This window comes from Streptomyces sp. NPDC029466 (assembly GCF_055574515.1).
Genome location: NZ_JBVHZH010000003.1, coordinates 336,113 through 358,793 on the forward strand (window position 1 = coordinate 336,113; position 22,681 = coordinate 358,793).

The 22,681-nt window shown below is 71.8% G+C and carries 22 protein-coding genes; 13 read left to right on the plus strand and 9 right to left on the minus strand.

The genetic code is table 11. From position 1 onward, the window contains the following. The first annotated feature begins 192 nt into the window (after nt 1-192). Nucleotides 193-1,050, plus strand: coding sequence for a DUF4190 domain-containing protein (locus ACZ4XD_RS05065; RefSeq protein ID WP_468038278.1), 858 nt, complete (start codon nt 193-195; stop codon nt 1,048-1,050). Nucleotides 1,051-1,195: 145 nt separating this feature from the next. Here the strand turns inward: ACZ4XD_RS05065 and ACZ4XD_RS05070 are convergent, their stop codons facing one another. Together ACZ4XD_RS05070 and ACZ4XD_RS05075 are read right to left on the minus strand one after the other, a co-directional pair. Then, entirely contained in the window at nt 1,196-2,149 is a 954-nt protein-coding gene (locus ACZ4XD_RS05070; RefSeq protein ID WP_468038280.1) for an NAD(P)-dependent alcohol dehydrogenase, read from the minus strand. Nucleotides 2,150-2,233: 84 nt separating this feature from the next. Next, nucleotides 2,234-2,590, minus strand: a complete 357-nt coding sequence (locus tag ACZ4XD_RS05075) for a zinc-binding dehydrogenase (protein ID WP_468038282.1) — start codon at nt 2,588-2,590, stop codon at nt 2,234-2,236. A gap of 139 nt (nt 2,591-2,729) precedes the next feature. Here ACZ4XD_RS05075 and ACZ4XD_RS05080 point away from each other — a divergent pair, with 139 nt between their 5' ends. Beyond that, complete coding sequence (locus tag ACZ4XD_RS05080) at nt 2,730-3,335, plus strand: TetR/AcrR family transcriptional regulator (RefSeq protein WP_468038284.1); 606 nt, start codon at nt 2,730-2,732, stop codon at nt 3,333-3,335. Between the two features lie 80 nt (nt 3,336-3,415). On the opposite strand, the gene ACZ4XD_RS05085 is transcribed toward ACZ4XD_RS05080, so the two are convergent. Both ACZ4XD_RS05085 and ACZ4XD_RS05090 read right to left on the minus strand, forming a co-directional pair. Next, nucleotides 3,416-4,063: a response regulator transcription factor gene (locus tag ACZ4XD_RS05085; RefSeq protein ID WP_468038286.1), complete on the minus strand. Its 648-nt coding sequence runs from the start codon at nt 4,061-4,063 to the stop codon at nt 3,416-3,418. Beyond that, nucleotides 4,048-5,307 (minus strand): sensor histidine kinase, encoded by a 1,260-nt coding sequence (locus tag ACZ4XD_RS05090; RefSeq protein ID WP_468038288.1) that lies wholly within the window; start codon nt 5,305-5,307, stop codon nt 4,048-4,050. Before ACZ4XD_RS05090 ends, ACZ4XD_RS05085 begins: the two co-directional genes overlap by 16 nt. Before the next feature lie 151 nt (nt 5,308-5,458). On the opposite strand from ACZ4XD_RS05090, the gene ACZ4XD_RS05095 reads away from it, so the two are divergent. Together ACZ4XD_RS05095 and ACZ4XD_RS05100 are read left to right on the plus strand one after the other, a co-directional pair. After that, nucleotides 5,459-5,917, plus strand: a complete 459-nt coding sequence (locus tag ACZ4XD_RS05095) for a hypothetical protein (protein WP_468038290.1) — start codon at nt 5,459-5,461, stop codon at nt 5,915-5,917. A gap of 421 nt (nt 5,918-6,338) precedes the next feature. Then, a complete protein-coding gene (locus ACZ4XD_RS05100) occupies nt 6,339-6,965 on the plus strand; it encodes a TetR/AcrR family transcriptional regulator (protein ID WP_468038292.1) in 627 nt (208 codons plus the stop codon). 96 nt (nt 6,966-7,061) lie between these two features. On the opposite strand, the gene ACZ4XD_RS05105 is transcribed toward ACZ4XD_RS05100, so the two are convergent. Beyond that, on the minus strand, nt 7,062-8,186 hold the full coding sequence (locus ACZ4XD_RS05105; RefSeq protein ID WP_468038294.1) for a DUF6214 family protein: 1,125 nt from the start codon (nt 8,184-8,186) through the stop codon (nt 7,062-7,064). 193 nt (nt 8,187-8,379) lie between these two features. Here ACZ4XD_RS05105 and ACZ4XD_RS05110 point away from each other — a divergent pair, with 193 nt between their 5' ends. After that, a complete protein-coding gene (locus tag ACZ4XD_RS05110) occupies nt 8,380-9,777 on the plus strand; it encodes an FAD-dependent oxidoreductase (RefSeq protein ID WP_468038296.1) in 1,398 nt (465 codons plus the stop codon). Between the two features lie 109 nt (nt 9,778-9,886). Here the strand turns inward: ACZ4XD_RS05110 and ACZ4XD_RS05115 are convergent, their stop codons facing one another. Beyond that, entirely contained in the window at nt 9,887-10,258 is a 372-nt protein-coding gene (locus ACZ4XD_RS05115; RefSeq protein WP_468038297.1) for an ArsR/SmtB family transcription factor, read from the minus strand. Between the two features lie 166 nt (nt 10,259-10,424). On the opposite strand from ACZ4XD_RS05115, the gene ACZ4XD_RS05120 reads away from it, so the two are divergent. The 7 genes from ACZ4XD_RS05120 (at nt 10,425) to ACZ4XD_RS05150 (ending at nt 17,437) form a co-directional block, all read left to right on the plus strand. Next, on the plus strand, nt 10,425-11,531 hold the full coding sequence (locus tag ACZ4XD_RS05120; RefSeq protein ID WP_468038299.1) for an NADH:flavin oxidoreductase/NADH oxidase: 1,107 nt from the start codon (nt 10,425-10,427) through the stop codon (nt 11,529-11,531). Nucleotides 11,532-11,677: 146 nt separating this feature from the next. Further along, nucleotides 11,678-12,763: a WD40/YVTN/BNR-like repeat-containing protein gene (locus tag ACZ4XD_RS05125; RefSeq protein ID WP_468038301.1), complete on the plus strand. Its 1,086-nt coding sequence runs from the start codon at nt 11,678-11,680 to the stop codon at nt 12,761-12,763. 145 nt (nt 12,764-12,908) lie between these two features. Further along, a complete protein-coding gene (locus ACZ4XD_RS05130) occupies nt 12,909-13,586 on the plus strand; it encodes a uracil-DNA glycosylase (protein ID WP_468038303.1) in 678 nt (225 codons plus the stop codon). Between the two features lie 23 nt (nt 13,587-13,609). Next, entirely contained in the window at nt 13,610-14,710 is a 1,101-nt protein-coding gene (locus ACZ4XD_RS05135; protein WP_468038305.1) for an LURP-one-related family protein, read from the plus strand. Beyond that, nucleotides 14,703-15,731, plus strand: coding sequence for an N-acetylglucosamine kinase (locus ACZ4XD_RS05140; RefSeq protein WP_468038307.1), 1,029 nt, complete (start codon nt 14,703-14,705; stop codon nt 15,729-15,731). The genes ACZ4XD_RS05135 and ACZ4XD_RS05140 overlap by 8 nt, the downstream gene beginning before the upstream one ends. Before the next feature lie 84 nt (nt 15,732-15,815). Next, nucleotides 15,816-16,772 (plus strand): sirohydrochlorin chelatase, encoded by a 957-nt coding sequence (locus ACZ4XD_RS05145; protein ID WP_370682754.1) that lies wholly within the window; start codon nt 15,816-15,818, stop codon nt 16,770-16,772. A gap of 323 nt (nt 16,773-17,095) precedes the next feature. Next, nucleotides 17,096-17,437: a nuclear transport factor 2 family protein gene (locus ACZ4XD_RS05150; protein ID WP_468038309.1), complete on the plus strand. Its 342-nt coding sequence runs from the start codon at nt 17,096-17,098 to the stop codon at nt 17,435-17,437. 16 nt (nt 17,438-17,453) lie between these two features. On the opposite strand, the gene ACZ4XD_RS05155 is transcribed toward ACZ4XD_RS05150, so the two are convergent. Together ACZ4XD_RS05155 and ACZ4XD_RS05160 are read right to left on the minus strand one after the other, a co-directional pair. Further along, a complete protein-coding gene (locus tag ACZ4XD_RS05155) occupies nt 17,454-18,503 on the minus strand; it encodes a lactonase family protein (RefSeq protein WP_468038311.1) in 1,050 nt (349 codons plus the stop codon). A gap of 176 nt (nt 18,504-18,679) precedes the next feature. Beyond that, nucleotides 18,680-20,188: an FUSC family protein gene (locus ACZ4XD_RS05160; protein WP_468038313.1), complete on the minus strand. Its 1,509-nt coding sequence runs from the start codon at nt 20,186-20,188 to the stop codon at nt 18,680-18,682. Nucleotides 20,189-20,416: 228 nt separating this feature from the next. Here ACZ4XD_RS05160 and ACZ4XD_RS05165 point away from each other — a divergent pair, with 228 nt between their 5' ends. Further along, a complete protein-coding gene (locus ACZ4XD_RS05165; RefSeq protein WP_468038315.1) occupies nt 20,417-20,893 on the plus strand; it encodes an Lrp/AsnC family transcriptional regulator in 477 nt (158 codons plus the stop codon). Nucleotides 20,894-21,022: 129 nt separating this feature from the next. Here ACZ4XD_RS05165 and ACZ4XD_RS05170 read toward each other — a convergent pair whose 3' ends face one another. Further along, the gene (locus ACZ4XD_RS05170; RefSeq protein WP_468038317.1) at nt 21,023-22,102 is read right to left on the minus strand and encodes a sugar ABC transporter substrate-binding protein; all 1,080 of its coding nucleotides are present in this window, start codon (nt 22,100-22,102) and stop codon (nt 21,023-21,025) included. Nucleotides 22,103-22,681: the final 579 nt, after the last annotated feature.

Here is a 22,681-nt window from a genome sequence, read left to right on the forward strand (position 1 = left end):
GTGTGGTCATGGAGGGCTCCCTGGATCGGTCTCCGGTCCCATGGTCGCGCGTCGGACGGCAGCTCGCCCGCCGACCGCCCCGGCCGGTCACGGTCCCGCCCCCGACGGGTTGTCCGGACCTGTCCGAAATCCCGTAATGAATGAGCAAAGCCACTGCTAAGGTCCTCAGTTCATCTACTTCGAGGACTGCGCATGACCACTCCGTCCGACGGCCCGCAGCCCGGCGACCGGATACCGGAAGACCACGACCCGTGGAGACCGCCACCGCCCGGAACGACGCCTCCTCCCCGCTGGGAGCCGTACCCGATGGTTCCCCCGGCGGCGCCGCAGGCCCGCAACGGCATGGGCATCACGGCCCTGGTCCTCGGCATCGTCGGTCTCGTCCTCGGCCTGCTCATCATCCTGTTCTGGATGTCCTGGCTGCCGGCCCTGCTGGCCGTGGTCTTCGGCGGCGTCGGACTGAGTCACGCACGCCGCGGCCGGGCGACGAACAAGGGCATGGCCCTGGCCGGGGTGATCCTGGGCGTGATCGGCCTGCTGGCCGCGGCCGGCGGCGCCGTCCTCACCATCACCGCGGTGAAGAAGGTCACCGACGACGCGCGCGCCAAGGTCAAGGAGGTGAAGGCCTCCGCCTCGGCGTCGGAAAAGGCCCGCCATCTGTCCTTCGGCGAGTCCTACACCTTCGAGAACGGGCTCAAGGTCACGGTCGCCGAGCCGAAGCCGTACACCCCCGACGACTACGTCCTCGGTCACGCCAAGGGCAACAAGGCCGTCCAGGTCATCGTGAAGGTACTCAACACCGGCACCGAGCGGGTCAAGGTGGACACCGGCCTCCCCGAAGTCAGCGACGCCGACGGGGCGTCCGCTGAGCTGGTCATCGACGGCAGCGGCCGCCAGAAGGTCATCACCGGCTACGTCCTCCCCGGCAAGGAGGCCATCGGGAAGTACGCCTTCTCCCTGCCGCCCGACGCCGCCGACACAATCGAGGTCGAGTTCAGCCCCGACGCCATGGAGTGGAAGGACGCTTACTGGAGCGGGCCTACGGGCTGAGGGGCCGCCTCGAAGCCGACCGACACCGCACCTACTCGTCCAACGTCACTGCCACGTAAGGCAATTGATGCCCTATCAGCAATGTTGACCAGGAGGCGCCGGCGAGAGCACGACCGGAGACGACGGGGATCGCGAACCCGTCCGCCTACTCCCCGGACACCCTCACCACCTGCTTGCCCACCACTCCGCCGCGCTCGAATGCCTGGTGTGCCGAGGCGATGTCCGTCAGGGGAAAGACCTTGTCGATGACCGGGCGCAGTTCACCGGAGGTCACGTAGGCGGCCAGGTCGCGGAGCAGCGCGGTGTCAGGGTTGGAGCTCAGGGTGCGGATGCGGCGGGGGCCGTGGACGCCGGAGGCGGCGATCGCGGCCATGGAGGAGGCCGAGAGGGCGATGGTGGCCATCCTGCCCTCGCGCGTCAGCCGGCGCCGGTAGGAGTTCAGGTCCGAGCCGACCGTGTCCAGGATGGCGTCGAAGGGGCCGAGCCGGTCCGGGGTGGCGGTGCCGTAGTCGAGGACCTCATCGGCTCCCAGCTCACGCAGCGCCTCGGCATGGCGGTCGCGGCACAGCGCGGTGACGTGTGCGCCCATCGCGTGGGCGAGTTGCACGGCGGCCGTGCCGACGCCGCCGGCGGCGCCGCGTACCAGGAGGCGTTCACCCTTCGTGAGGTGCAGCGTGTCCCGTAGCGCGAGCAGTGCTGTCGTTCCCGCGACGACCAGGGACGCGGTCTCCACCGGCGAGCTGCCTGACGGTGCGGGCCCGATGCGGTCCGCGGGGACCACGACGTATTCGGCGGCCGCGCCGACGCGGTGCCGCTTGAGCGGCTGCACCGTGCCCCACACGCGGTCTCCGACCTGGTACTGCCGGCTGTCGGCGCCGGTCGCGGAGACGACACCGGCGAAGTCCAGCCCGACGCCGAGCGGGAACCGGCGCCCGGTCACGATCCGCATCCCTCCCGCGCGCACGATCGTGTCGAGTCCGTTCACGCTTGATGCCTCGACGGATATCAGGACGTCACCCTTGCCGGGGGCGGGGCGGTCCACCTCGTTGAGGTGCAGCACATCCGGTGCGCCGTAGCCGGCGAACTGAGCGGCCTTCATGTCACGTTCCTATCGGTGGTTTGCTGAGCTGAGCTGTGCTGAGCTGTGCTGTAGAGGTCGTGGGGGGGGCGGCCAGGCGGCCGCTCAGGGGAGGAGAACGACCTTGCCCTGGTTGCGGTGGGCTTCGAGGTCGGCGTGGGCTCGGGCGGCCTCGGCGAGCGGGTAGGCGCGCCAGACGGGGACGTCGAGCCGACCGGCGGCGATCAGTTCGGCCAGCTCCGGCAGCGCCTCGGGGAGGCGGTCGGCCGGGTCCATGCCGGTGAACCGCACGCCGTGCCGCCCTGCCTGATCCCGGCGCGAATCCGCAGGTCGATCGGGTTGACGGCGGCCGGCCCGCACGCGGATGCGGACCTGGCCGGGCCCCGGTTCGGGGGTGGCGACCCGGGACAGCGTGAGGACCTCGGGCCCGCCGTACTCGGTGAAGGTGATGGCAGTGGACATCAGGCACTTCCTGGAGAGGGGGAATCGCACCGACCTTGAATCATCCAGTGCGTGTGATTCCGTTGTATCACACGCGACGTATGATTCAAGGTGTGGCTTGAATCACGCGGCACGTATGATTGGCGGATAGGGTGGCTCCATGCAGCAGCCCCTCCACCGCCGCCGGCCGACGCCGGGCAACCCGCGCGTCCAACGCACCCGCAGCCGCGTACTGACCGTCGCGCGAGAACTGCTGCCCCGTACCGGACCGGCCGGGCTGACGTACGCATTGCTGGCCGAGCGCGCCGACGTCACCCGCCAGACCCTCTACCGGCACTGGCCCAACCGCGCCGCGCTGCTCTTCGACCTGATCCTGGAAGGCCCGGACCTCGGCAACTACCCCGAGCCGGGCAGCGATGTCCGCACCGTGGCCACCAACTGGCTGAAGAGCCTGCGCGACGGCATCAGCCAACCGGCCATCCGCACCGCGGTGCTGGCCGTCACCGCCCAGGCCGATCACGATCCCGACAGCGCCCAGGCCCTGGTGCGCATCGGCCAGGACCGGCACGCGTCGCTCAACACCCTGCTGGAGCCCTCCGGCGTCCAGATCGACGACGCCGAGTTCACCCTGCTCTACGGGCCCGTCCTGGCCCGGCTCTTCCTCGACCGTGGCCAGGTCACCGACGAGTTCATCGACGCCACCGTCGCCCAGTGGCTCACCACGCTCGACAGCTCACAGCGGCCGGGCGCTCGGCGAGGCCGCTGAACGGAGCATGACCCGGATACGTCAGAAACCCGCCACGGGATGCTCATGAACGCCGCGACTGACGGTGGGGTCAAGGCACGTCAGGGCTTGTTCAGGTAGGCGAGAACGGCGAGGACGCGGCGGTTGCTGTTGCCGTCATCGGTGATGCCGAGTTTGCCGAACAGCGAGGTGGTGTACTTGCTGATGGCGCTTTCGCTGAGGAAGAGCCGTTGGCCGATGGCCTGGTTGGACAGCCCTTCGGCCATGAGGCCGAGCACGGAGTGTTCGCGTTCGGTGAGCCGTTCAAGCCGTCGGTTCGAGGGCCCGCTGGACAGGAGTTTGGCGATGACGGCCGGATCCATGGCGGTCCCGCCGACGGCGACGCGTTCCAGCGCGTCGATGAACTGATCGGCGTCGAACACGCTGTCCTTGAGCAAGTAGCCGATGCCGCCGCAGCCGTCGGCCAGGAGTTCACGGGCATACAGCTGCTCGACGTACTGGGACAGGATCAGGACGGGCAGTCCGGGCAGTTCGCTGCGGGCGGCAAGTGCGGCGCGCAGGCCCTCGTCCGACTGGGTCGGTGGCATGCGGATGTCAACGACGGCGACATCAGGCCGCCACGTCAACAGCGCGTGCAGTGTCTCGGGTCCGGTGGCCGCGGTCGCCACCACCTGGTGTCCGTATGCCTCGATGAGGCGAACCATCCCGTCACGCAGGAGGTAGAGGTCTTCGGCTACAACGATGCGCACGGCACCATCATCCTCACCCGGGTCGGGCCGCCCTCCGGGCTGGTGATCTCCAGGGCGCCGTCGAAGACCACGAGGCGGCGGCGCAGCCCCGCGAGTCCGCCGTCGGCCCGCAGGCCGGCTCCGCCGCGGCCGTTGTCTTCGACATCGATGACGATTTCGGTGTCGTCCTGGGTGAGGGAGATCCGGGCGCGGGTCGCATGGGCGTGCTTGACCGCGTTGGTCAGCAGTTCGGTGACGGCGAAGTACAGGGCGGACTCGATCGGCGGGTCCAGGCTGAGTTGAAGGTCTGCGCTGACCACTGCTTCGAGCGGGCTGTCCAGGGCAAGAGCGCGCACGGCATCGACGAGCCCTCGGTCGTTCAGCACGGGTGGGTTGATTCCCTTGACCAGTTCGCGGAGCTCGGTCAGCGAGGCGGTGGCACCGGCCCGCGCTTCCCGCATCAGCGCCTTGGCCTGGGCGGGGTCGGTTTCCATCAGCTTCTCGGCGGTCGTCAGGGAGAGCCCGAGGGAGACCAAGCGGGCCTGTGCCCCGTCGTGCAGGTCCCGCTCGATCCGGCGGATCTCGGCGGCCTGGGCGACCGTCGCGTCCGCGCGTTGGGCGGTCAGCTCGTCCACCCGGTCCGCCAGCGCCATCGCGGGCGACGGGCGCAGGAAGCGGACGGCCACCGGCCCCACACACCGCCAGGCGTACGGGGCACAGGCGAGGGCCACCACCAGGCCGAGCGCCCCGACAAGGCCCGCGGTGGGCCCCGGCCGGCCGAGCCCGAGGACCGCCGCTGCCACGCCCGCCGGCGGCAGGCACGCGACCACGCCAGCGGTGAGCGGCACGATCGCCGTGAACCGCAGATCACGCCAGTTGGCGGGGTCCTTCCACCGGACCCGCCACTGCTGGTCCATGAGGGCGTCGCGGCGGGTGCGCTCGTAGTTGAAGCCGTTCCACCAGTACCCGGTGGACAGCCGCGTCACCGGCGGGGCCTGCCGGTATCCGGCGGGGATGACGGTGGCCGTCCACCTCGCGACGAGAAAGCGAACCATCCGGCAGACCGGGCGGGACAGGGCGAGGGTGCCCACGCACACCATGACGACCGGCGCCACCCACGACCACGGGTTCCCCGCCCCCCACCAGATCCCCAGCACCACGGCGGCGGCCCACACGGACGGGACCAGCATGCTGACCACCGCCACGACGCACGCCCTGACGAACCCCGTAGCGGCCCGCGCCGGCCACGAACCCAGCTGTCTCATGTCTCTGCCTTCGCTCTCCGTTCGGTGCTTCCACTGTGCACCGCGCGGAGCCCGCTACGGGCCTGGTCGGCCGGGGAGTGGGGCTAGCCCCACCCACCCGTGGGTCCAGGCGGATACCCCGTCAGCCGGGCGCTTCATAGCGTCGGTGAGCATGGAAACCGACAAGCACACGAGGGAAACCGACAAGCACACGACTGCGGCGGCGCTCCTCAACAACCCCCGCGCCCAAGCAGCCTTCGGCACGGCGGAGAACAGCATCAAGGTCTACGGCGCACTCAGCGCCGTCGCCCTCCTGGCGGTCATCGCGGTGTCCAGCAGCGGTCATCCGGTGAACACGTTCATGTGGGTCCGGGCAGTCCTGCTGCCTGTAGTCGCCGTGCTGATCCACCGGTTGACCGTCTCTGCTTCCCGGGGATCCCGACGGGCCTTCGAGCGCGTGAGCACCCTCGCCGTCATCATGCCGATCGCCATCGTCGGCGTCGATCTGATCCCGGGTGTCTGCCCTCCGTGGTACGCGGTGATGCAGGTCGTCTGCATGCTGCCCGTCATCCGCGCCGCGTTCATCACTCGCGGCTCCGCACTGCGCGCCGCCTTCGCCACGTCACGCTGACCCGCTCAGCTCCTGTGTACGCGCAGCGGGCGGGCAGCAGGCCCTGGCCGCTTGACCCGCACCTTCCGGACGTTCCGCCCCGTGTCGCACACTGCCGCCGCGCTGCCCTGACGCACCGTCAGGAAACTTCGGGAAGTGCACTGGAGAAGGCGGACGAGAGCCGGCCAAGGCTCGGTGAGGTGCGTTCAGAGGCGCCGGCAGAGACCGGAGAAACCGGCCCCTCCCCCACATGAGTCGGGGGCGGCCCCTCGACCTGGGTAGTCGCAGGTCAAGAGGCCGTCCCCGGCCTCACGTTCACCCGGTTCGGGCGATCCCCCGCGTCGCCCGAATCGGGCAGCTTGACCGGATCCGTTCCAGGTGCGGGGATCCGGAGTCATACTGAGTTCGTTGGCCTCCAACCAGTCAACGCAGGAGTTACAGGATGTCCCCCCGCAGCGCATCGGTCAATGAAGAATTGCGGCGGCGCTCCCGTGAGCGGCTGCTCCAGGCGACGGTCGAGCTGGTGGGCGAGCACGGCTATGAGGCGACGCGGCTCGCGGACATCGCCCGGGAGGCGGGGGTCGCGCGGGGGCTGGTCTCCTACTACTTCCCCGGCAAGCGGCAGTTGCTCCAGTCCGCCGTGCACCGGCTGATGCATCGCACGCTACAGGCGGCGCTGGAGCGCGCCCCGCGGCCGAGCGGACCGGAGGCGGGGCAGGAGCTGATGGCACGGGCCATCGACGCGATCCAGGGGCTGGCGCATGATCATCCGTTGCTGATGCGGACACATATGGCGGGGATTCTGACGGCCGAGGGGTTCATCCAGTGCCCCGAGCAGCAACGGCTTGCGCAGTTGCTGCGGGAGACGGTCATGGCGTACGGCTCGTCCGATCCCGATGCCGACTACCCGTTGCTGCGGGCGCTGTTGATGGGAGCGGTGGTAGCGATGCTGCTGCCGGGAGCGGCCATGCCGCGGGCGCGGCTGCGTACCGAACTGTTCCACCGGTACGGGCTGGCATGGGAGTTGGGGGTCCCGCCGGACGAGTGCCGGCCCGAGTTGACGCGCTGACGCCGCGCCGCCAGGGCCTGCCTCCCCGGCCCCCGTGGGCCTGCGGTCCGGCGTTCCGTACCGCAGGCCGGCCCACGAAGGTCGGGGCGACAGGCCCTAACGCTTGTTGTGACGGGGCGTCAGCAGGCCCTCGTCGCGGGCGCCGGCGATCAGCCGCAGCGACCTTCGGCGGTTACGGCCGGTGGCGTGCATGACGGCCAGTACCGGATCGCGCCCCTCCCGCTGCGCCTGCCGGTACGCGTCCGCGGCGATCTTGCGACGCTCACCGGTCCGCGTCCGGGCGAGAACGGCGGAGCGGGCACGCTCGACCGGCGGGGCGGAGGAAGACGACGGAGACGGCTCCGCGGCGTCGGGGGGCGTCGGGGACGCGGCGGGCACGGACGCCTCGGCGGGGGCGGACCGCCGGGAGTCTCGCTCACCGGGCTGCTCACCGGGCTGCTCACCGGCCTGCTCGCAGCTCGGCTCAGCAGGTGAGCCGGACGCGGCAGTACGAGGGTCGGCGCGGTGGCCGAAGCCGGTCTCCGGCGCGGTCCGGTGCACTACGCCCTCACCCTGGCCGAGCCCCGTCGCGCCCGTTGACCCCGTTTCCCGCGCCCCCGCTCCCGTCGCGCCCGACCCGGCCGCCTCGCCCGTCGTACACGTCGCGCGCTCCGCGGCTCCGGCCGCCGTCTCCGCCCCGGCCGCCCTCGGTGCCGATTCCGGCTCGCCCGACGGCGCCGGTCCGCCCGTGGGCCGGGTGTGCCGTGTCGGCCCGTGCGGTGACGCCGGCCGCGGGCCCCGCAGCGGTTCGGGCGCCGCGCCGCGTCCCGGCTCCGGTGGCGGCCCGGCCTGCGGTCCCCCGGCCCGTTCCGGTGGGGCGTCCGCCGGGCCGGCCTGCCGTGGTGTGGGCCGGGTCTTCCGTGGCTGCCCGGTGGCCGCCCGGAAGGCGTCGTCGAGGGGGCCCTCGATCCAGCGGGCGAGGTCGGCGAGGCCGTCGAGGGTCAGCGGTGGGTCGGCCCGTACGTCCTCGACGGTGATGTGGTCGTCGGAGACCGTCACGAGGACATCGACCCGGGCGCCGTCGGCGAAGGTCAGCCGGGCGCTGCACCAGGGGCCCAACGGGTCGAGCCGGGGCAGCGGACACCCGGGACCGGCGGCGCCGGCCGGATCGTCGGGAGCGGCGGGGTCGGGAGCGGGCGCGGCGGAGCCGTGCGCCTGAAGCTCCCACGTGGGCCACTCCAAGGGCGCGCCCTGGGCTTCATATCGGTGATTAACGGTATAAAAGTCACTTTCCGACACATTGAAAACCTAGCCCCCCGCTCACCCGGCCCAGTAGCGCGGCACGCTCATCCCACGGGGAGCAACCCCGATAGCGCATCTCCCGTCGCGTGCCTGCCGGTGCGATCCTGGGGGTATTCCGCGGAAGGGGCCACTCGTGCTTCGTGTCGCAGTGATCGGTTCCGGGCCCAGCGGCGTCTACACCGCCCAGTCCCTGATCGAGCAGCAGGCCGTACCGGACCTCGAGGTGTACGTCCTGGACCGCCTGCCCTGCCCGTACGGTCTGGTGCGCTACGGCGTGGCGCCGGACCACGAGAAGATCAAGTCGCTGCAGAACAATCTGCGCACGGTGCTGGAGCACCCCCGGGCGCACTTCGTGGGGAACGTCGAGGTGGGGGCACCGGGGCTGGGCGTCGCGGAGTTGCGGGAGATCTTCGATGCGGTGGTGTTCTGTGTGGGCGCCGCCATCGACCGGCATCTGGGCATCCCCGGCGAGGAGCTGCCCGGCAGCCATTCGGCGACCGAGTTCGTCGCCTGGTACAGCGCGCATCCGGACGCCGCCGCACTCCGCTTCACCCTCGCGGCCAGGTCCGCCCTGGTGATCGGGGTGGGGAATGTGGCGGTGGACGTCACGCGGATGCTGTCCCGTGGCGCCGCCGAACTCGCCGCGACCGACATGCCGCAGGGGCCGCTCAGCGCGCTCGCGGACAGCCGCGTCGAGGACGTCTGGATGGTCGGCAGACGCGGCCCCTCCCAGGCCAAGTTCACCACCAAGGAGCTACGGGAGCTGGGCTCCCTTCCGGATACGGACGTACGGGTACGACCCGAGGAGCTGGCCCTGGACCCGGCCTACCGGGACCCGGGCGCGCTGCCCGCGGTGGCGCGGCGGAATGTCGAGGTGCTGCGCGGCTGGGCGGAGCGGCCGGCGGCCGGACCGCAGCGCCCGGACACCGCGCCGGAGTCACCGCCGGCGCACCGTCGCCGCCGTATTCATCTGCGGTTCTTCCTGCGGCCGGTCGAGATCCTGGGGGATGCCGGCGGCGTGCGCGCGGTCCGGTTCGAGCGGACGGCTCCGGACGGGCACGGCGGGGTGTCGGGCACCGGTGAATTCGAGGAGATCGAGGGGCAGTTGGTGCTGCGTTCGGTCGGCTACCGGGGGACACCGCAGCCCGGTCTGCCGTTCGACGAGACGACGGGAACCGTGCCGCACGAGGCGGGGCGGGTGCTGCGGGACGGGGCGCCGCTCCCGGGTGTGTACGTGGCGGGCTGGATCAAGCGGGGCCCCACGGGGGTGATCGGCACGAACCGGCCGTGCGCGAAGGAGACCGCGCTGTCCCTGTTGGCGGACGCCCCCGCGCTGGCGGGGCACGCCACGGCCGGCGATCCGGTGGCGGCGCTGATCCGGGCGGGGCAGCGGCCGGTCACCTGGCCGGGCTGGCTGGCCATCGAGGCCGCCGAGGCGGAGTGGGGGCGTGGGCTGGGGCGGGGCACCGTCAAGCTGCCGGACTGGTCAGGGCTGTTGGACGCGGCGCACGCGGCGGAACGGCTCAGCTGACCGGCGGGCCGGCCGGCCGACCACGCGGGTGGGCCGACACGCGGGCGAGCCGACTACACGGGCGGGCCGGGCACGTCCGCCGCTGAGGTGCGCACCGGCTGGCGCCCGCTCACCCCTCCCCGAGGCGGCTCGCCTGAAGCTCCGCCCCCCGGAGGACTCCGTCGATCAGGCCGGGGAAGAGCTCGTCCAGGTCGGCCCGGCGCAGTCCGTTCATCTTGGCCGTGCCCCGGTAGAGCTGCTGGATGACGCCGTGCTCGCGCAGCACCCTGAAGTGGTGGGTGCAGGTCGACTTGCTGACCGGGAGTTCGATGTCCGCGCAGTTCAGCTCGCCCTCGGCGGCCGCCAGGACGCGGACGATGCGCAGGCGCATCGGGTCGGCGAGCGCATGCAGCACCTCGGCGAGCCGGATGTCCTCACGGGCCGGATGCTCCAGCGAACGGGAGCCCGACGGGGCGCGCGGGGAGGTCGTTTCGGTCGGCATGACGGCTCCTGATTCGTTCTGCGGGACGCGGTAGGGCCTGGCGCACCGACCCGCCCGCCCATTGTACGAGGAGCTTCGTAGTTTGACATCCACCGTAGTACGACGACTATCGTATGACTGCGGGTTCCGGCCGGTACCCGTTCATCTTCAGGTACAGGAGCCTGCTGTGAGCGCACTGTTCGAGCCCATCACCCTTCGCTCGCTGACCGTCCCGAACCGCCTCTGGATGGCCCCGATGTGCCAGTACTCCGCGGCCCCCGAGGGCCCGGCGGAGGGGGCGCCCGGCGACTGGCACTTCCAGCACCTGGCCGCGCGGGCGACGGGCGGAACCGGCCTCATCCTCGCGGAGGCGACCGCGGTGAGCCCCGAGGGGCGCATCACCCCGTACGACCTCGGGCTGTGGAACGACACCCAGACCGAGGCGTTCCGGCGGATCACCGACTTCCTCAAGACCCAGGGCACCGTTCCGGGCATCCAGCTCGCCCACGCCGGCCGGAAGGCGTCCACCGAGCGCACCTGGGTCGATCGCGGCGCCCCGATCCTCCCTGGTCAGCGGCATGGATGGGAGCCGGTCGCGCCGAGCCCGGTGCCGTTCGACGACGGGTTCGCGACGCCGGCGGAACTGTCCGTGGCACAGATCAGGGAGCGCGTCGCGCAGTTCGGCGCGGCGGCCCGGCGGGCGCTCGCGGCGGGCTTCCAGGTGGCCGAGATCCATGGTGCGCACGGTTATCTGATCAATGAGTTCCTCTCCCCGTTCACCAACCGGCGCACCGACGAGTACGGCGGCTCGTACGAGAACCGGACCCGGTTCGCGCTGGAGGTCGTGGACGCCGTACGGGCGGTGTGGCCCGACGAACTGCCGGTCTTCTTCCGGATCTCGGCGACCGACTGGCTCACCGAGGACGAGAGCGACGCGCGCGAGGGCTGGACGGCCGACGACACCGTGCGCTTCGCCCGCGAGCTGCGGGAGCACGGCGTCGATCTGCTGGACACCTCCTCGGGCGGCAACGCACCCGACGCCAAGATCACCGCGGGGCCCGGCTACCAGGTGCCGTTCGCGGAGCGGGTCAGGAAAGAGAGCGGCCTGGCGGTGGGCGCGGTCGGCCTGATCACCGAGGCGCGGCAGGCCGAGAAGATCATCGCGGACGGTCAGGCCGACGCCGTGCTGCTCGGCCGTGAGCTGCTGCGCTCCCCCAGCTTCGCGCAGCACGCGGCGCGGGAACTGGGTGCGGAGATCACGTTGCCGCAGCCGTACCACCGGGCGGCCGTCTGAGTCGTCCAAGGGCCGTGCGGCAGCCGTGGGCGAGAGCGGGTGCCGCACCGTCCGACCTGCACGGATGCCTGCCGGGACGCCATTGTCAGTGGTCGGGTGCAGACTTGCCACTATCTGAGACAACGGCGTCCCGGAGGTGTTCCGGCATGACTGACGTACTACTCGCGGTGGGCACGCGCAAAGGGCTCTTCATCGGCCGTCGACGGCACGGTGACTGGGAATTGAGCGGTCCCCATTTCCCCGCCCAGGCGGTGTACTCCCTCGGGATCGACACCCGCCGCGCGACCCCCCGGCTGCTGGCCGGCGCCGACAGCGCCCACTGGGGCCCGTCGGTGTTCCACTCCGACGACCTGGGTGAAACCTGGCACGAGCCCGCCCGACCCGCGGTCAAGTACCCACCGGACACCGGGACTTCGCTGGAGCGGGTGTGGCAGCTGCATCCGGCCGGGCCCGCCGCCCCCGATGTGGTCTACGCGGGCACCGAGCCCGGGGGCCTGTTCCGCTCCGAGGACGGCGGCGAGACCTTCGAGCTGGTACGGGCGCTGTGGGACCACCCGAGCCGGGAGCAGTGGGTGCCGGGCGGCGGCGGACTGGCCGTCCACACGGTGATCACCGACCCGCGGGACGCCGACGCAGTCACCGTCGCCGTCTCGGCGGCCGGGGTCTTCCGTACCCGTGACGGGGGCGCCAGCTGGGCACCCTCCAACAAGGGCGTCAAGGCGGTCTTCCTGCCGGATCAGCATCCGGAGTTCGGCCAGTGTGTCCACAAGATCGCACAGGACCCGGTCAACCGCGACCGGCTGTATCTGCAGAACCACTGGGGCGTCTACCGCAGCGATGACGCGGGCGCGACCTGGACGGATATCGGCAGCGGACTCCCCTCGGACTTCGGTTTCGCGGTGGCCGCGCATCCGCGCACGGGGGATGTCGCCTACCTCTTCCCGATCACCGCCGATATCGACCGGGTGCCGGCCGAGCACCGCTGCCGGGTCTACCGCACCACCGACGCCGGCCGGAGCTGGGAGCCGCTCAGCGCGGGCCTGCCGCGCGAGGACCACTACGGCACGGTGCTCAGGGACGCGCTGTCCGTCGACGACAGCGACCCCGCGGGGGTGTATTTCGGCAACCGCAACGGCGAGGTGTACGCCAGCGCGGACGACGGCGACAGCTGGCAGCAGCTCGCCTCCCATCTGCCGGATGTGCTGTGCGTACGGGCGGCCGCTGTTGCCTGAGGGGGAGCATGGAGGGCGGGGAGAGGGCCGGAGCACCGGGTAACGGAGCGGTGGGGCAGGGCAGTTGGGGTGTCCCGCCGCTCCGGGCGGCCGGGCTCGGGCCATCGGTTGAAGAGGAGGGGGCCGCGGCCAGTAGGGTGATCCCGTGGCTGCACAACCTCTCCAAGACATTGTCGAACCGGGCTGGGCCAAGGCACTTGAGCCGGTCGCCGGACGGATCGCCGCGATGGGTGACTTCCTGCGGGCGGAGATCGCCGCGGGACGCACCTATCTCCCGGCCGGCAACCATGTGCTGCGCGCCTTCCAACAGCCCTTCGACGAGGTCCGGGTCCTCATCGTGGGACAGGACCCCTACCCCACCCCCGGGCATGCGGTCGGACTCAGCTTCTCCGTGGCACCGGACGTCCGCCCGTTGCCCGGAAGCCTGGAGAACATCTTCCGCGAGCTGCACTCCGACCTCGGACTCCCCCGCCCTTCGAACGGCGATCTCACGCCGTGGACCCGCCAGGGCGTACTGCTGCTGAACAGGGCGCTGACCACGGCCCCCCGCAAGCCCGCCGCGCACCGCGGCAAGGGCTGGGAAGAGGTCACCGAGCAGGCCATCCGGGCGCTGGTGGCGCGTGGGCGCCCGCTGGTGTCGGTGCTGTGGGGGCGCGACGCCCGCAATCTGCGGCCACTGCTCGGCGAGCTGCCGGCCGTCGAGTCCGCCCACCCCTCCCCCATGTCCGCCGACCGGGGCTTCTTCGGCTCACGGCCGTTCAGTCGGGTGAACGAGCTCCTGGTGCGGCAGGGCGCCCAGCCCGTCGACTGGAGGCTGCCCTGACCCCGGGCGATAGTGTGCCCCGCATGACGAATGCGAACATCCCTGCGGGTTGGTATGCCGACCCGCAGGGCACCCCCCACCAACTTCGCTGGTGGGACGGGTCCCAGTGGACGGAGCACACCCACCCGGGACAACAGGCCGCGGCGCCCGCCCAGGGCCAGGCACCACAGCCCGGCCCCCAACAGGCTCAGCAGGCGCCCGCGCAGCAGGCCACCCACCAGCCCCCGCAGCAGCAGATGCCGCAGCAGTTCGCTCCGCAGCAGCCCGCGCAGGCACCGGGCCAGGCGCCGTATCCGGGTCCGCAGCAGGGCGGCGCGCCGCACGGCCAGGGCTACGGCCACCCGCAGCAGGCGCCCGGCCAGCCCATGCCTGGCCAGCCCATGCCTGGCCAGCCGATGCCCGGTCAGCCGATGCAGCAGCCGTACGGACAGCAGCCGATGGCGGGGCAGCCGGGTGGGAACCCGGCCGCGGTGCAGCAGCAGGTGCAGCAGCAGGCCGGCGTGGCACCCGGCGGGCCGGGTGGTGGCACCCTGTTCACCGAACCGGTGCTGGTGGTCAACCAGAAGGCCAAGCTCATCGAGGTCACGAACGAGTACAGCGTCTTCGACCAGCACGGCAACACCCTGGGCGCGGTTGTCCAGGTCGGCCAGAGCACGGCCAAGAAGGTGCTCCGGGTGGTTTCCAGCCTCGATCAGTACATGACCCACAAGCTGGAGATCCGGGACGCGTACGGCCAGCCTCAGCTGGTGCTGACCCGGCCCGCGAAGTTCATCAAGTCCAAGGTGATCGTGCAGCGTCCGGACGGTTCGCCGGTCGGCGAGATCGTGCAGCAGAACGCCATCGGGAAGATCAACTTCGCGATGATGGTCAACGGCCAGCAGATCGGCGCCATCAAGGCGGAGAACTGGCGCGCCTGGAACTTCGCCATCGTGGACCACGCCGACACCGAGGTCGCCCGGATCACCAAGACCTGGGAGGGCCTCGCCAAGACGATGTTCACGAGCGCGGACAACTACGTCCTCCAGATTCACCAGCAGCTGCCCGACCCGCTGCTGAGCCTGGTGGTCGCCACGGCTCTGACCGTCGACACCGCGCTCAAGCAGGACGCCCGCGGCTTTGGGTGAGCCGGCCGGACGCCGCCCGGACACCCTCCGGGCCGGCCATGTCCTCGGCGTCGACTCGGGCGGCTCGGGGCTGCGGTGCGCCGTCGCCCGCGCCGACGACGCCGAGGCCCGGCCGCTGGCCACCCGCGCCTCGGACGAGCCGGTGCGCACCGGCCCCGCGGGCCTCGACGCGGAGCATCTGCTGTCCCAACTCCTGCCCGCCGCAGCGGAGTTGGCGCGGGAAACCGGGGCTGACGGGTTCGCCGCGGTGTGCGTGGGGGCGGCCGGTATGGCCACGCTGGGCGAGGAGCTCCGCGCCCGGCTGCCGGGCGCGCTGGCGACCGCGTTCGGGGTGCGGCAGGTCGCCCTCGCCGCGGACGCGGTCACCGCGTACGCCGGGGCGCTGGGCCAGCGCCCCGGTGCGGTGGTCGCCGCGGGCACCGGCATGATCGCACTGGGCACCGACCTGACCCCGGAAGGCGGTTGGCGCCGCGCGGACGGCTGGGGCCATCTGCTGGGCGACTGCGGCGGCGGCGCCTGGATCGGCCGCGCCGGGCTGGAGGCCGCACTGCGCGCGTACGACGGGCGGCCGGGCGGCTCGGCCGCCCTGCTGGCGCGCGCGGAAGCGGTGCTCGGACCGGTCGCGGAGCTGCCCGGCGCGCTCTACCCGCGCCCCGACCGGCCCGCCGTGCTGGCCTCGTTCGCCCCGGAGGTCGCCCGCTGCGCCACCGGGGACGACGCGGTGGCCCTCGGCATCCTGCGGGCCGCGGCGGGCCATGTCGCCGATGCCGCGGCCGCGGTCTGCCCGCCGGGCGCCGGCAGCACGGTGGCCTGTACCGGCGGGCTGTTCGGCATGGGTGAACCCCTGCTGGCTCCGCTGCGTACGGCACTCGCCGAGCGGCTACCGCGGGCCCGTACGACAGCCGCCGCCGGGAACCCGCTGGACGGGGCGCTGACCATCGCCGCGGCACTGGCCAGCGACCGTCTGACGCTGCCCACGGATCGGAAGTTGTTGCAGATCACATGGCCTGCGCCGGGGTGACGCGCGGGATAAATCGGGACGGATACCGCTCCACCGAACCCTCCCTCCGCGCGGGGGTGGTCCGAGGCGTTAGCATGCGACGCCATGAGTTCCCCCACTGGGCCCGCACCTGGCTCGCCCGATTTTGACGCCGCCTCCCCGAGCCCGGGAGCCGCACCCGGTCTGCCGGTACGTATGCCGCGTGCGCGGCAGTCCGGCCGCCACCGCAAGCCGGAACCGCTCGCCGCACCCGAGGGCGCGCCCGCCCTGGTGCTCGCCGTACCCGGCACTCCGTCCGGCGCCTCGCGCAGCCTGGCGGAGGAGGTTTCCAGCATCGCCCGCTCCGAACTCCCGGGCCTCGACGCCCGGATCGGCTATGTCGATGGTGGCGACGACGAGTTCCCGTCCCTGGAGGCCGTACTGGCGCACGCCGCCGCCGAGCACAAGGACCGGGTGGGCGCCGACGGACAGCCCGACCCCGGCCCCGCCGCCGTGGTGGTGCCGCTGCTGGCCGGACCGGACAGCGCCCTGCTGCGCCGGATACGCCAGGCGATGATGAACAGCGGCTCCGGTGCCGAGCTGACCGATGTCCTCGGCCCGCACCCGCTGCTCGCCGAGGCGCTGCACGTCCGGCTGTCCGAGGCCGGTCTGGCGCGGGCCGACCGTGCCCGGCTGTTCACGGTCGCCACGGCCGCGGACGGCATCATCCTCGCCACCGTGGGCGGCGAGGAGGCCGTACAGGCTGCCGGAATCACCGGCATGCTGCTCTCCGCGCGGCTCGCGGTGCCGGTGCTGGCCGCCGCCCTGGACCAGGAGGGCGCCATCTCCCGTACCGCCGAGCAGCTGCGGGAATCCGGTTCGCAGCAGCTGGCGCTGGCCCCGTACCTGATCGGCCCGGAGATCAGCGACGGCCTGCTGGGGGCGGCCGCGGCGGAAGCCGGCTGCGCGTCGGCCGAGGCGCTGGGCGCCTACGGCACGGTGGGCCGGCTGGTGCTCTCGAACTACGCGGCGGCGGTGGGGATCACCCTTCCGACGCAGACGCAGGGGGTTCCGGTCCGCTAGTCGAAGGGACCGGACACCGTTCTCCGAAGGGCCGTCCTCGCGCGCAGTGCGCGGGGCGGCCCTTCGCCTTGTCCGGGCGGAGGCAAGGGGTCCGATTCCGCTCCGAGCGGCGCAGACGCCCGCCAGACGGCGCCGCAGGGCGAAGGGGGCGGTGCGGGCGGGCGGACGGCCCTACGTCCGTGAGAGACGCGCACAGGGCACTTGCCGTCCCCCTGACGCGCCGACCGAGGGGTCAGGGCATCCCGCCAGGTCTAACGTCCTGTAAAGACCATGCGCCGACCGCCCGTCCCTCGTGGCGAGCGGGCCGCCCAGGAGGGAAATTCATGTCGCCCATCGATGTCGTCCGCGCCGCCTTCGCGGCCTATCTCGCCCAGGACCGCGCGGCCATGGACCGGTTGCTCGCCGAGGACTTCGTCTTCACCAGCCCGCAGGACGATCACATCGGCAAGGCCGCGTTCCTCGACATCTGCTTTCCCACGGCGGACCGGCTCCGGCGGCAGGAGATCCTCGATGCCGTGGCCCTCGATGGCGAGCAGGTCTTCGTCCGGTACGCGTACGAGCTGACGACGGGCGAGCGGCATCGCAATGTCGAGGTGATGACGGTGCGGGACGGCCGGGTCACCGAGACCCAGGTGTACTTCGGCGGGACCTTCCCGCAAGGGTGAGGCGGCCCCGGACAGGTCAGACGAAGACCACGCAGGAGGCGGCCGGTGCCGCCACGGATCCGCCCCGGGCCGGGATGCCGGTCGCCGGGTCGACGGTGAACCAGGTGACCTCGCCGGAGCGCTCGTTGGCGGCGTAGAGGTGCCGCCCGTCGGGGTGCAGCGCCAGGTCACGGGGCCAATGGCCGCCGCAGGGGACGGTGGTGACGAGCGTCGCGGTGTCGCCGGACGGAACGAGGGAGAGCACCGAGAGGCTGTCGTGGCCCCGGTTGGCGGCCCAGGCGAACCGGCCGTCCCGGGAGATGACCAGTTCGGAGGGGAAGGTGCCCTCCGTGGCGGCCCCGGCCGGGAGGAGGCCGGTCTCCCCCAGCGGCGTCAGCACGCCCCGGTCGGCGTCCCAGCGGCAGACCGTCACCGTGGGATCGAGTTCATTGACGACATAGGCACGGTCGCCGCGCGGGTGGAAGGCGAGATGCCGCGGGCCGCTGCCGGGCCGCAGGACCGCCTCGGTGTGTACGGCCAGCGCCCCGTCGCCGGAGCCGAGGGCGCAGCTGCGCACCGAGTCGGTGCCGAGGTCGACGCTGAGCAGCCAGCGGCCGCCGGGGTCGGGGAGCACTGCATGGGCGTGCGGGCCCTCCTGGCGGTCGGTCCGCGGGCCGCTGCCCTGGTGGGTGAGCACGGTGGCGGGGCCGGTGAGGGTGCCATCGGCCCGTACGCGGAGCGTACTGACGCTGCCGGAGCTGTAGTTGGCGGTGACGAGCCGGCCGTCGGCCAGGGTGAGGTGGGTGGGGTCGGCGCCCTCCACGGGGACGGCGGGGGCGAGCAGCTCGGGCCCGCGTGGGGTGAGGGCGAAGGCGGCCGCGGCGCCGTCCGGGGTCTCACTGACCGCGTAGAGGTACCGGCCGTCGGGGCTCGGCGCCAGGTAGGAGGGGTTGGGAACGACGTCGGTGGAGTGCAGCGGGGTGAGGGCGCCGGACTCCGGGTCGACGGCCGCGGTGGTGATGCCGGGGCCGCCGGCCGTGGTGAACGATCCGATGTAGGCCCGTCGGCCGTTGGCGCTCGTCCCCACTGGTCCGCCTCTCGTCCGCCTGCCCGTTGAGGTGCTGCGGCGACGCTAACAGGCGCGGGGGCGGCATCCAGGGCGATGGCCGGTTCCCGCCGTCGGCCCCGGGCCGTACGCCCTCCGGAGGCGCGCAGGACGCCGCGAAGGGTGCGGGCCGTCCGGACGCGGGGCCGGGCCGCGGGTCAGGCGTCGACCAGCTCGGAGCGCGGGGAGCTGCGCAGCGGCGCGGAGAGTTCGGCCAGCGCCCGCTCCAGACCGTGCAGATGGACGAGGGCGGGTTCCGCCGCCGGCGGCTGCGACGGCGCGACGGCGGCGGCCACCGGGTGGCGGGTGCTGCGCGGCGCGGTGAGGGCCTCGACGGCGGCTTCCACGCGCTGGCAGGCGGCGGTGAGCCGGGCGTCGTGGGAGGCTTCCGGGTCGGCGGCGATGGAGGCCAGCCCGCGGACCTCACGGGCGCAGTCGTCGAGCAGCGCGAGCACCTGACGGGCCCGTTCCTTACGGGCGCGCAGCGGGCTGAGGGGGTGCACGAGCGGGGCGAGCGAGAGCCGTACCCGGCTCAGCAGCGGCGCGAGCTCGGCGACGTGCGGGGCGGGGTCGGCCGTCGGGGAGCCGGCGAGGCGGGCGGCGGCCTCGGCGGTGCACCGGTGGACGCAGCGCAGGGCGCGCTGGATCCAGGCGTCGGTGGTGGCGTGGGTGGTGACGGGCAGCACGAAGAGCACGGCCAGCGCCGCGCCGAGCGCCCCCACGCCGGTCTCGGCGAGGCGCAGCGTGAGCAGCGCGGGGTCGAGCACCCCCAGGAGCCCGTACAGCAGCCCGGCCATCAGCGTCACCGCGAGCATCATCCAGGTGTAGGAGACCGCGGCCGTGTAGAAGATGCCGAAGACGCTGACCGCGACAAGGGCGACGGTGGGGACGAGCGCGCCGTGCAGCGGGACGGCGACGACGAGGCCGAGAGCGATGCCGAGCACCGTACCGAGGGCCCGGCGGAAGCCGCGGACCAGGGTCTCGCCGCGCGAGGTGGTGTTCACGAAGATCCACCAGGTGGCGCCGACGGCCCAGTACCACCGCTGCTCGGAGAGCAGCTGGCCGACGAGGAGGGCGAAGGCGCTGCCGGCGGTCGCCTGGATCGCCTGGCGGGTGGTCGTCCGGGCCAGCCCCCGGGCGCTCGGCGGGGCGGGCACGGCCACCGGGGGCAGCCGGAGCTCGTAGCACCACACGGCGAAGCGGACGGTGGCGGCGGCGAGCAGCGCGAGGGTGACCGCGGTGTACAGCTCGGGCAGCTGGTCCGGCACCGTGTGCAGGAACTGCGTCGCGAAGAAGGTCATGAACGCGAACACGCCCAGGGCATGGCCGCGCGGCCCCCAGCGGCGCACATAGACGCCCGCGCCCACGACGGCGACGAAGACCGCGTCCCGGCCCAGCGGGTGGTCGTGCAGCAGCGCCGCGACGGCGAGCACCGGGAAGCCGACCGCGGGCAGCAGCGCGGTGGTGATCAGCTGGCCGCGGACGGTGGCGTCGGTGACCGTGAAGAGGGCGAGCAGCGCGGCCAGCCCGCCGGTGATGGTCGCGACGAGCGAGTGGCCGGTAAGCGCGCACACCGTGACCGCCAGGCCGATGCCGAGGACGGACCGGGTGGCGCTGCGCAGCCGCAGCAGTCCCGGATCCGGAGCCACGAACACCCTCTTCAGCACAGCTTCCGCCCCTTCGACAAGCCCGCATGAAAAAGGCGCCGCGGAAGTCCGCAGCGCCATCGACAGGGCCATCACAGCATCATGTCGGCAGGTTGCTCAACAGAGGTCGTGCATGCTGGGCCATTGGTACAGTCTCATGGCCTCCTGGCCGCCAGAAGCAGGCCAATGGGCAGGAGCGTGACCGAGGGTGACGGCTCCTTTTCAGCCACTCGTGAGGAGACCGTTGACATGGCCGTGGACGCTCTGGACGCCAAGATCCTGCGGCTGCTGCTGGAGCAGCCGCGCACCAGCGTCCGGGAGTACGCACGCCTCCTCGGCATCGCCCGGGGCACCGTGCAGGCGCGTCTCGACCGCCTCGAACGGGACGGGGTGATCACCGCCTACAGCCCCCGGCTGTCCCCCGCCGCGCTCGGGCACCCCGTCCTCGCGTTCATCCACATCGAGGTCACCCAGGGGCATCTGGAGGAGGTGGCCGACGCGCTGGCGGAGGTGCCGCAGATCATCGAGGCGTTCTCGACGACCGGCGGCGGGGATCTGCTGACCCGGGTGGTGGCACGGGACGCGGCGCATCTGGAGGATGTGATCCAGCGGCTGATCAGCCTGCCGGGCGTGGTCCGCACCCGTACGGAGATGGCGCTGCGGGAGCGGGTGCCGCACCGGATGCTGCCGCTGGTCGAGGCGGTGGGCGGCGCCGGGCCGCGCTGAGCCGGGGCGGGGGACGCCGGGTGGAGAACGCCGGGCGGGGGGATGAGCGCCGTGCCGACGGTGGCCGGTGCATCAACACCCGGCCACCTTCAGGCACTTCCCGCCCTTGGGGCGCTCAATGAGGGGCCGTCACTCCAGGCCGACGGACTTGCAGGCGGTGGTGATGCCCTCGCAGAGCAGGTCGGTCCGGACGGCGCCGTCGCGCACCACGGTGTTCTTCATATTCTTCTTGGTGACGATCTGGGCCTTGAACAGCCGGGCGGGGATACCGGACTTGCTCTTGCTGTCGGCGGTGGTCGTCGTCAGGGACTTGATGCTCTTGCCGCGCAGCAGACGGAAGGCGATTTCGGCGGCGGTTTCGGCCTCCGGCCGGACTTCCTTGTAAATGGTGAAGTACTGGGTTCCGGCTACCACCCGCTGTAGCGCGGGGAGTTCGGCGTCCTGGCCGCCGACCGGCACATTCTTGATACCGGCCGACTTGAGCGCCGCGGCGATGCCGCCCGCCATACCGTCATTGGCCGAGTAGACCGCGTCGAAGCCCGTCGCGCCCTGGGCGTTGATGACATCGGTCATCTCCTTCTTGGCCGCCGCCGCGGACCAGTCGGGGATGTCCTTCTCGAAGACGATCTTATTCACCTTGTCGTCGAGGACCTCGTGGGCGCCCTTCTTGTAGGCCGGCGCATTCGGGTCGGTCGGCGAGCCGTTCATCATGACGACATCGGAAGCGGCCGCCTGGGAACCGAGCGCGGCAAGGATCCCCTGCCCCTGGAGCCGGCCGATCTTCTCGTTGTCGTAGGAGACATAGGCCGCGACATCGCCCTCGGCGAGCCGGTCGTACGCGATGACCTTGACGCCCTTCTTGGCGGCCGAGTCCACCCAGTTCTTGGCCGCCGCGGCGTCGACCGGGTCCAGAATGATGACCTTGACGCCCTTCTTCACCAGCGCGTCGAACTGTCTCTTCTGGGTGTCGACCTGCTGCTCGGCATTGTGGTAATCAACCTCGCATTCGAGGCAAAGAGAGGCCACGCGCGAGGAAATGATACGGCGGTCGAACTTCTCATAACGGGCCGCTTTGTTCTCCGGGAGCAGCAACCCTATGGAGTCCTTGCCGGCACCGGCATCCTTCTGGTCGGTTCCGCAGGCAGCCAAGGGTGCTGCCAGCGAAATCGCCACTGCGCCGGTGAGGGCACGCCGCATTATTGCATTCATTTCCGGTACCTCCAAAGGGGCCGCCTGACCGGCCCAGAACGGCTGAAGTGAACGCCACCTCCGGCCCTACCGTCAAGAATCAAAGTCACAACGATATGAAAGCGAGTTGTGAGTTGACTCTCTGAACCGCCGTCATCCGGTGGGCGTTCCGGACAGTACCGAAAAGTTCAATTCGTTCCGTATCACTCCGGAACGTTCCTTTTACCGGCCGGTCACTCGGCCTCGAATCCAGAAGTGTAACGCGCGGTAACACTACCCACTCCCCCGCCGACCGACCCGTCAACCGGGGCATATCCGCTCGGAGTTGTCCGACCGCACCGGACCGCGAGCGCACGGGCGACACGACCGCCGCCTTTCGCCCCTGCACCGGACCACACGGAGAGCGGGAAAATAGATGCGGGACACAGCTTTCCGAGCGGGTCGCAGAGCCGCTGCGGCGCCGGTCCCCCGGACCAGGACAGCTGCCGCGCCGACCGCCACCGCCACCGCCACCGCCCCGATGACGAGAAATCTCGCCGCATTATCACCGCCCTCGCGCCACAATCAAATACAGCGGCAGTAAAGGGAATTCCCCGGGAA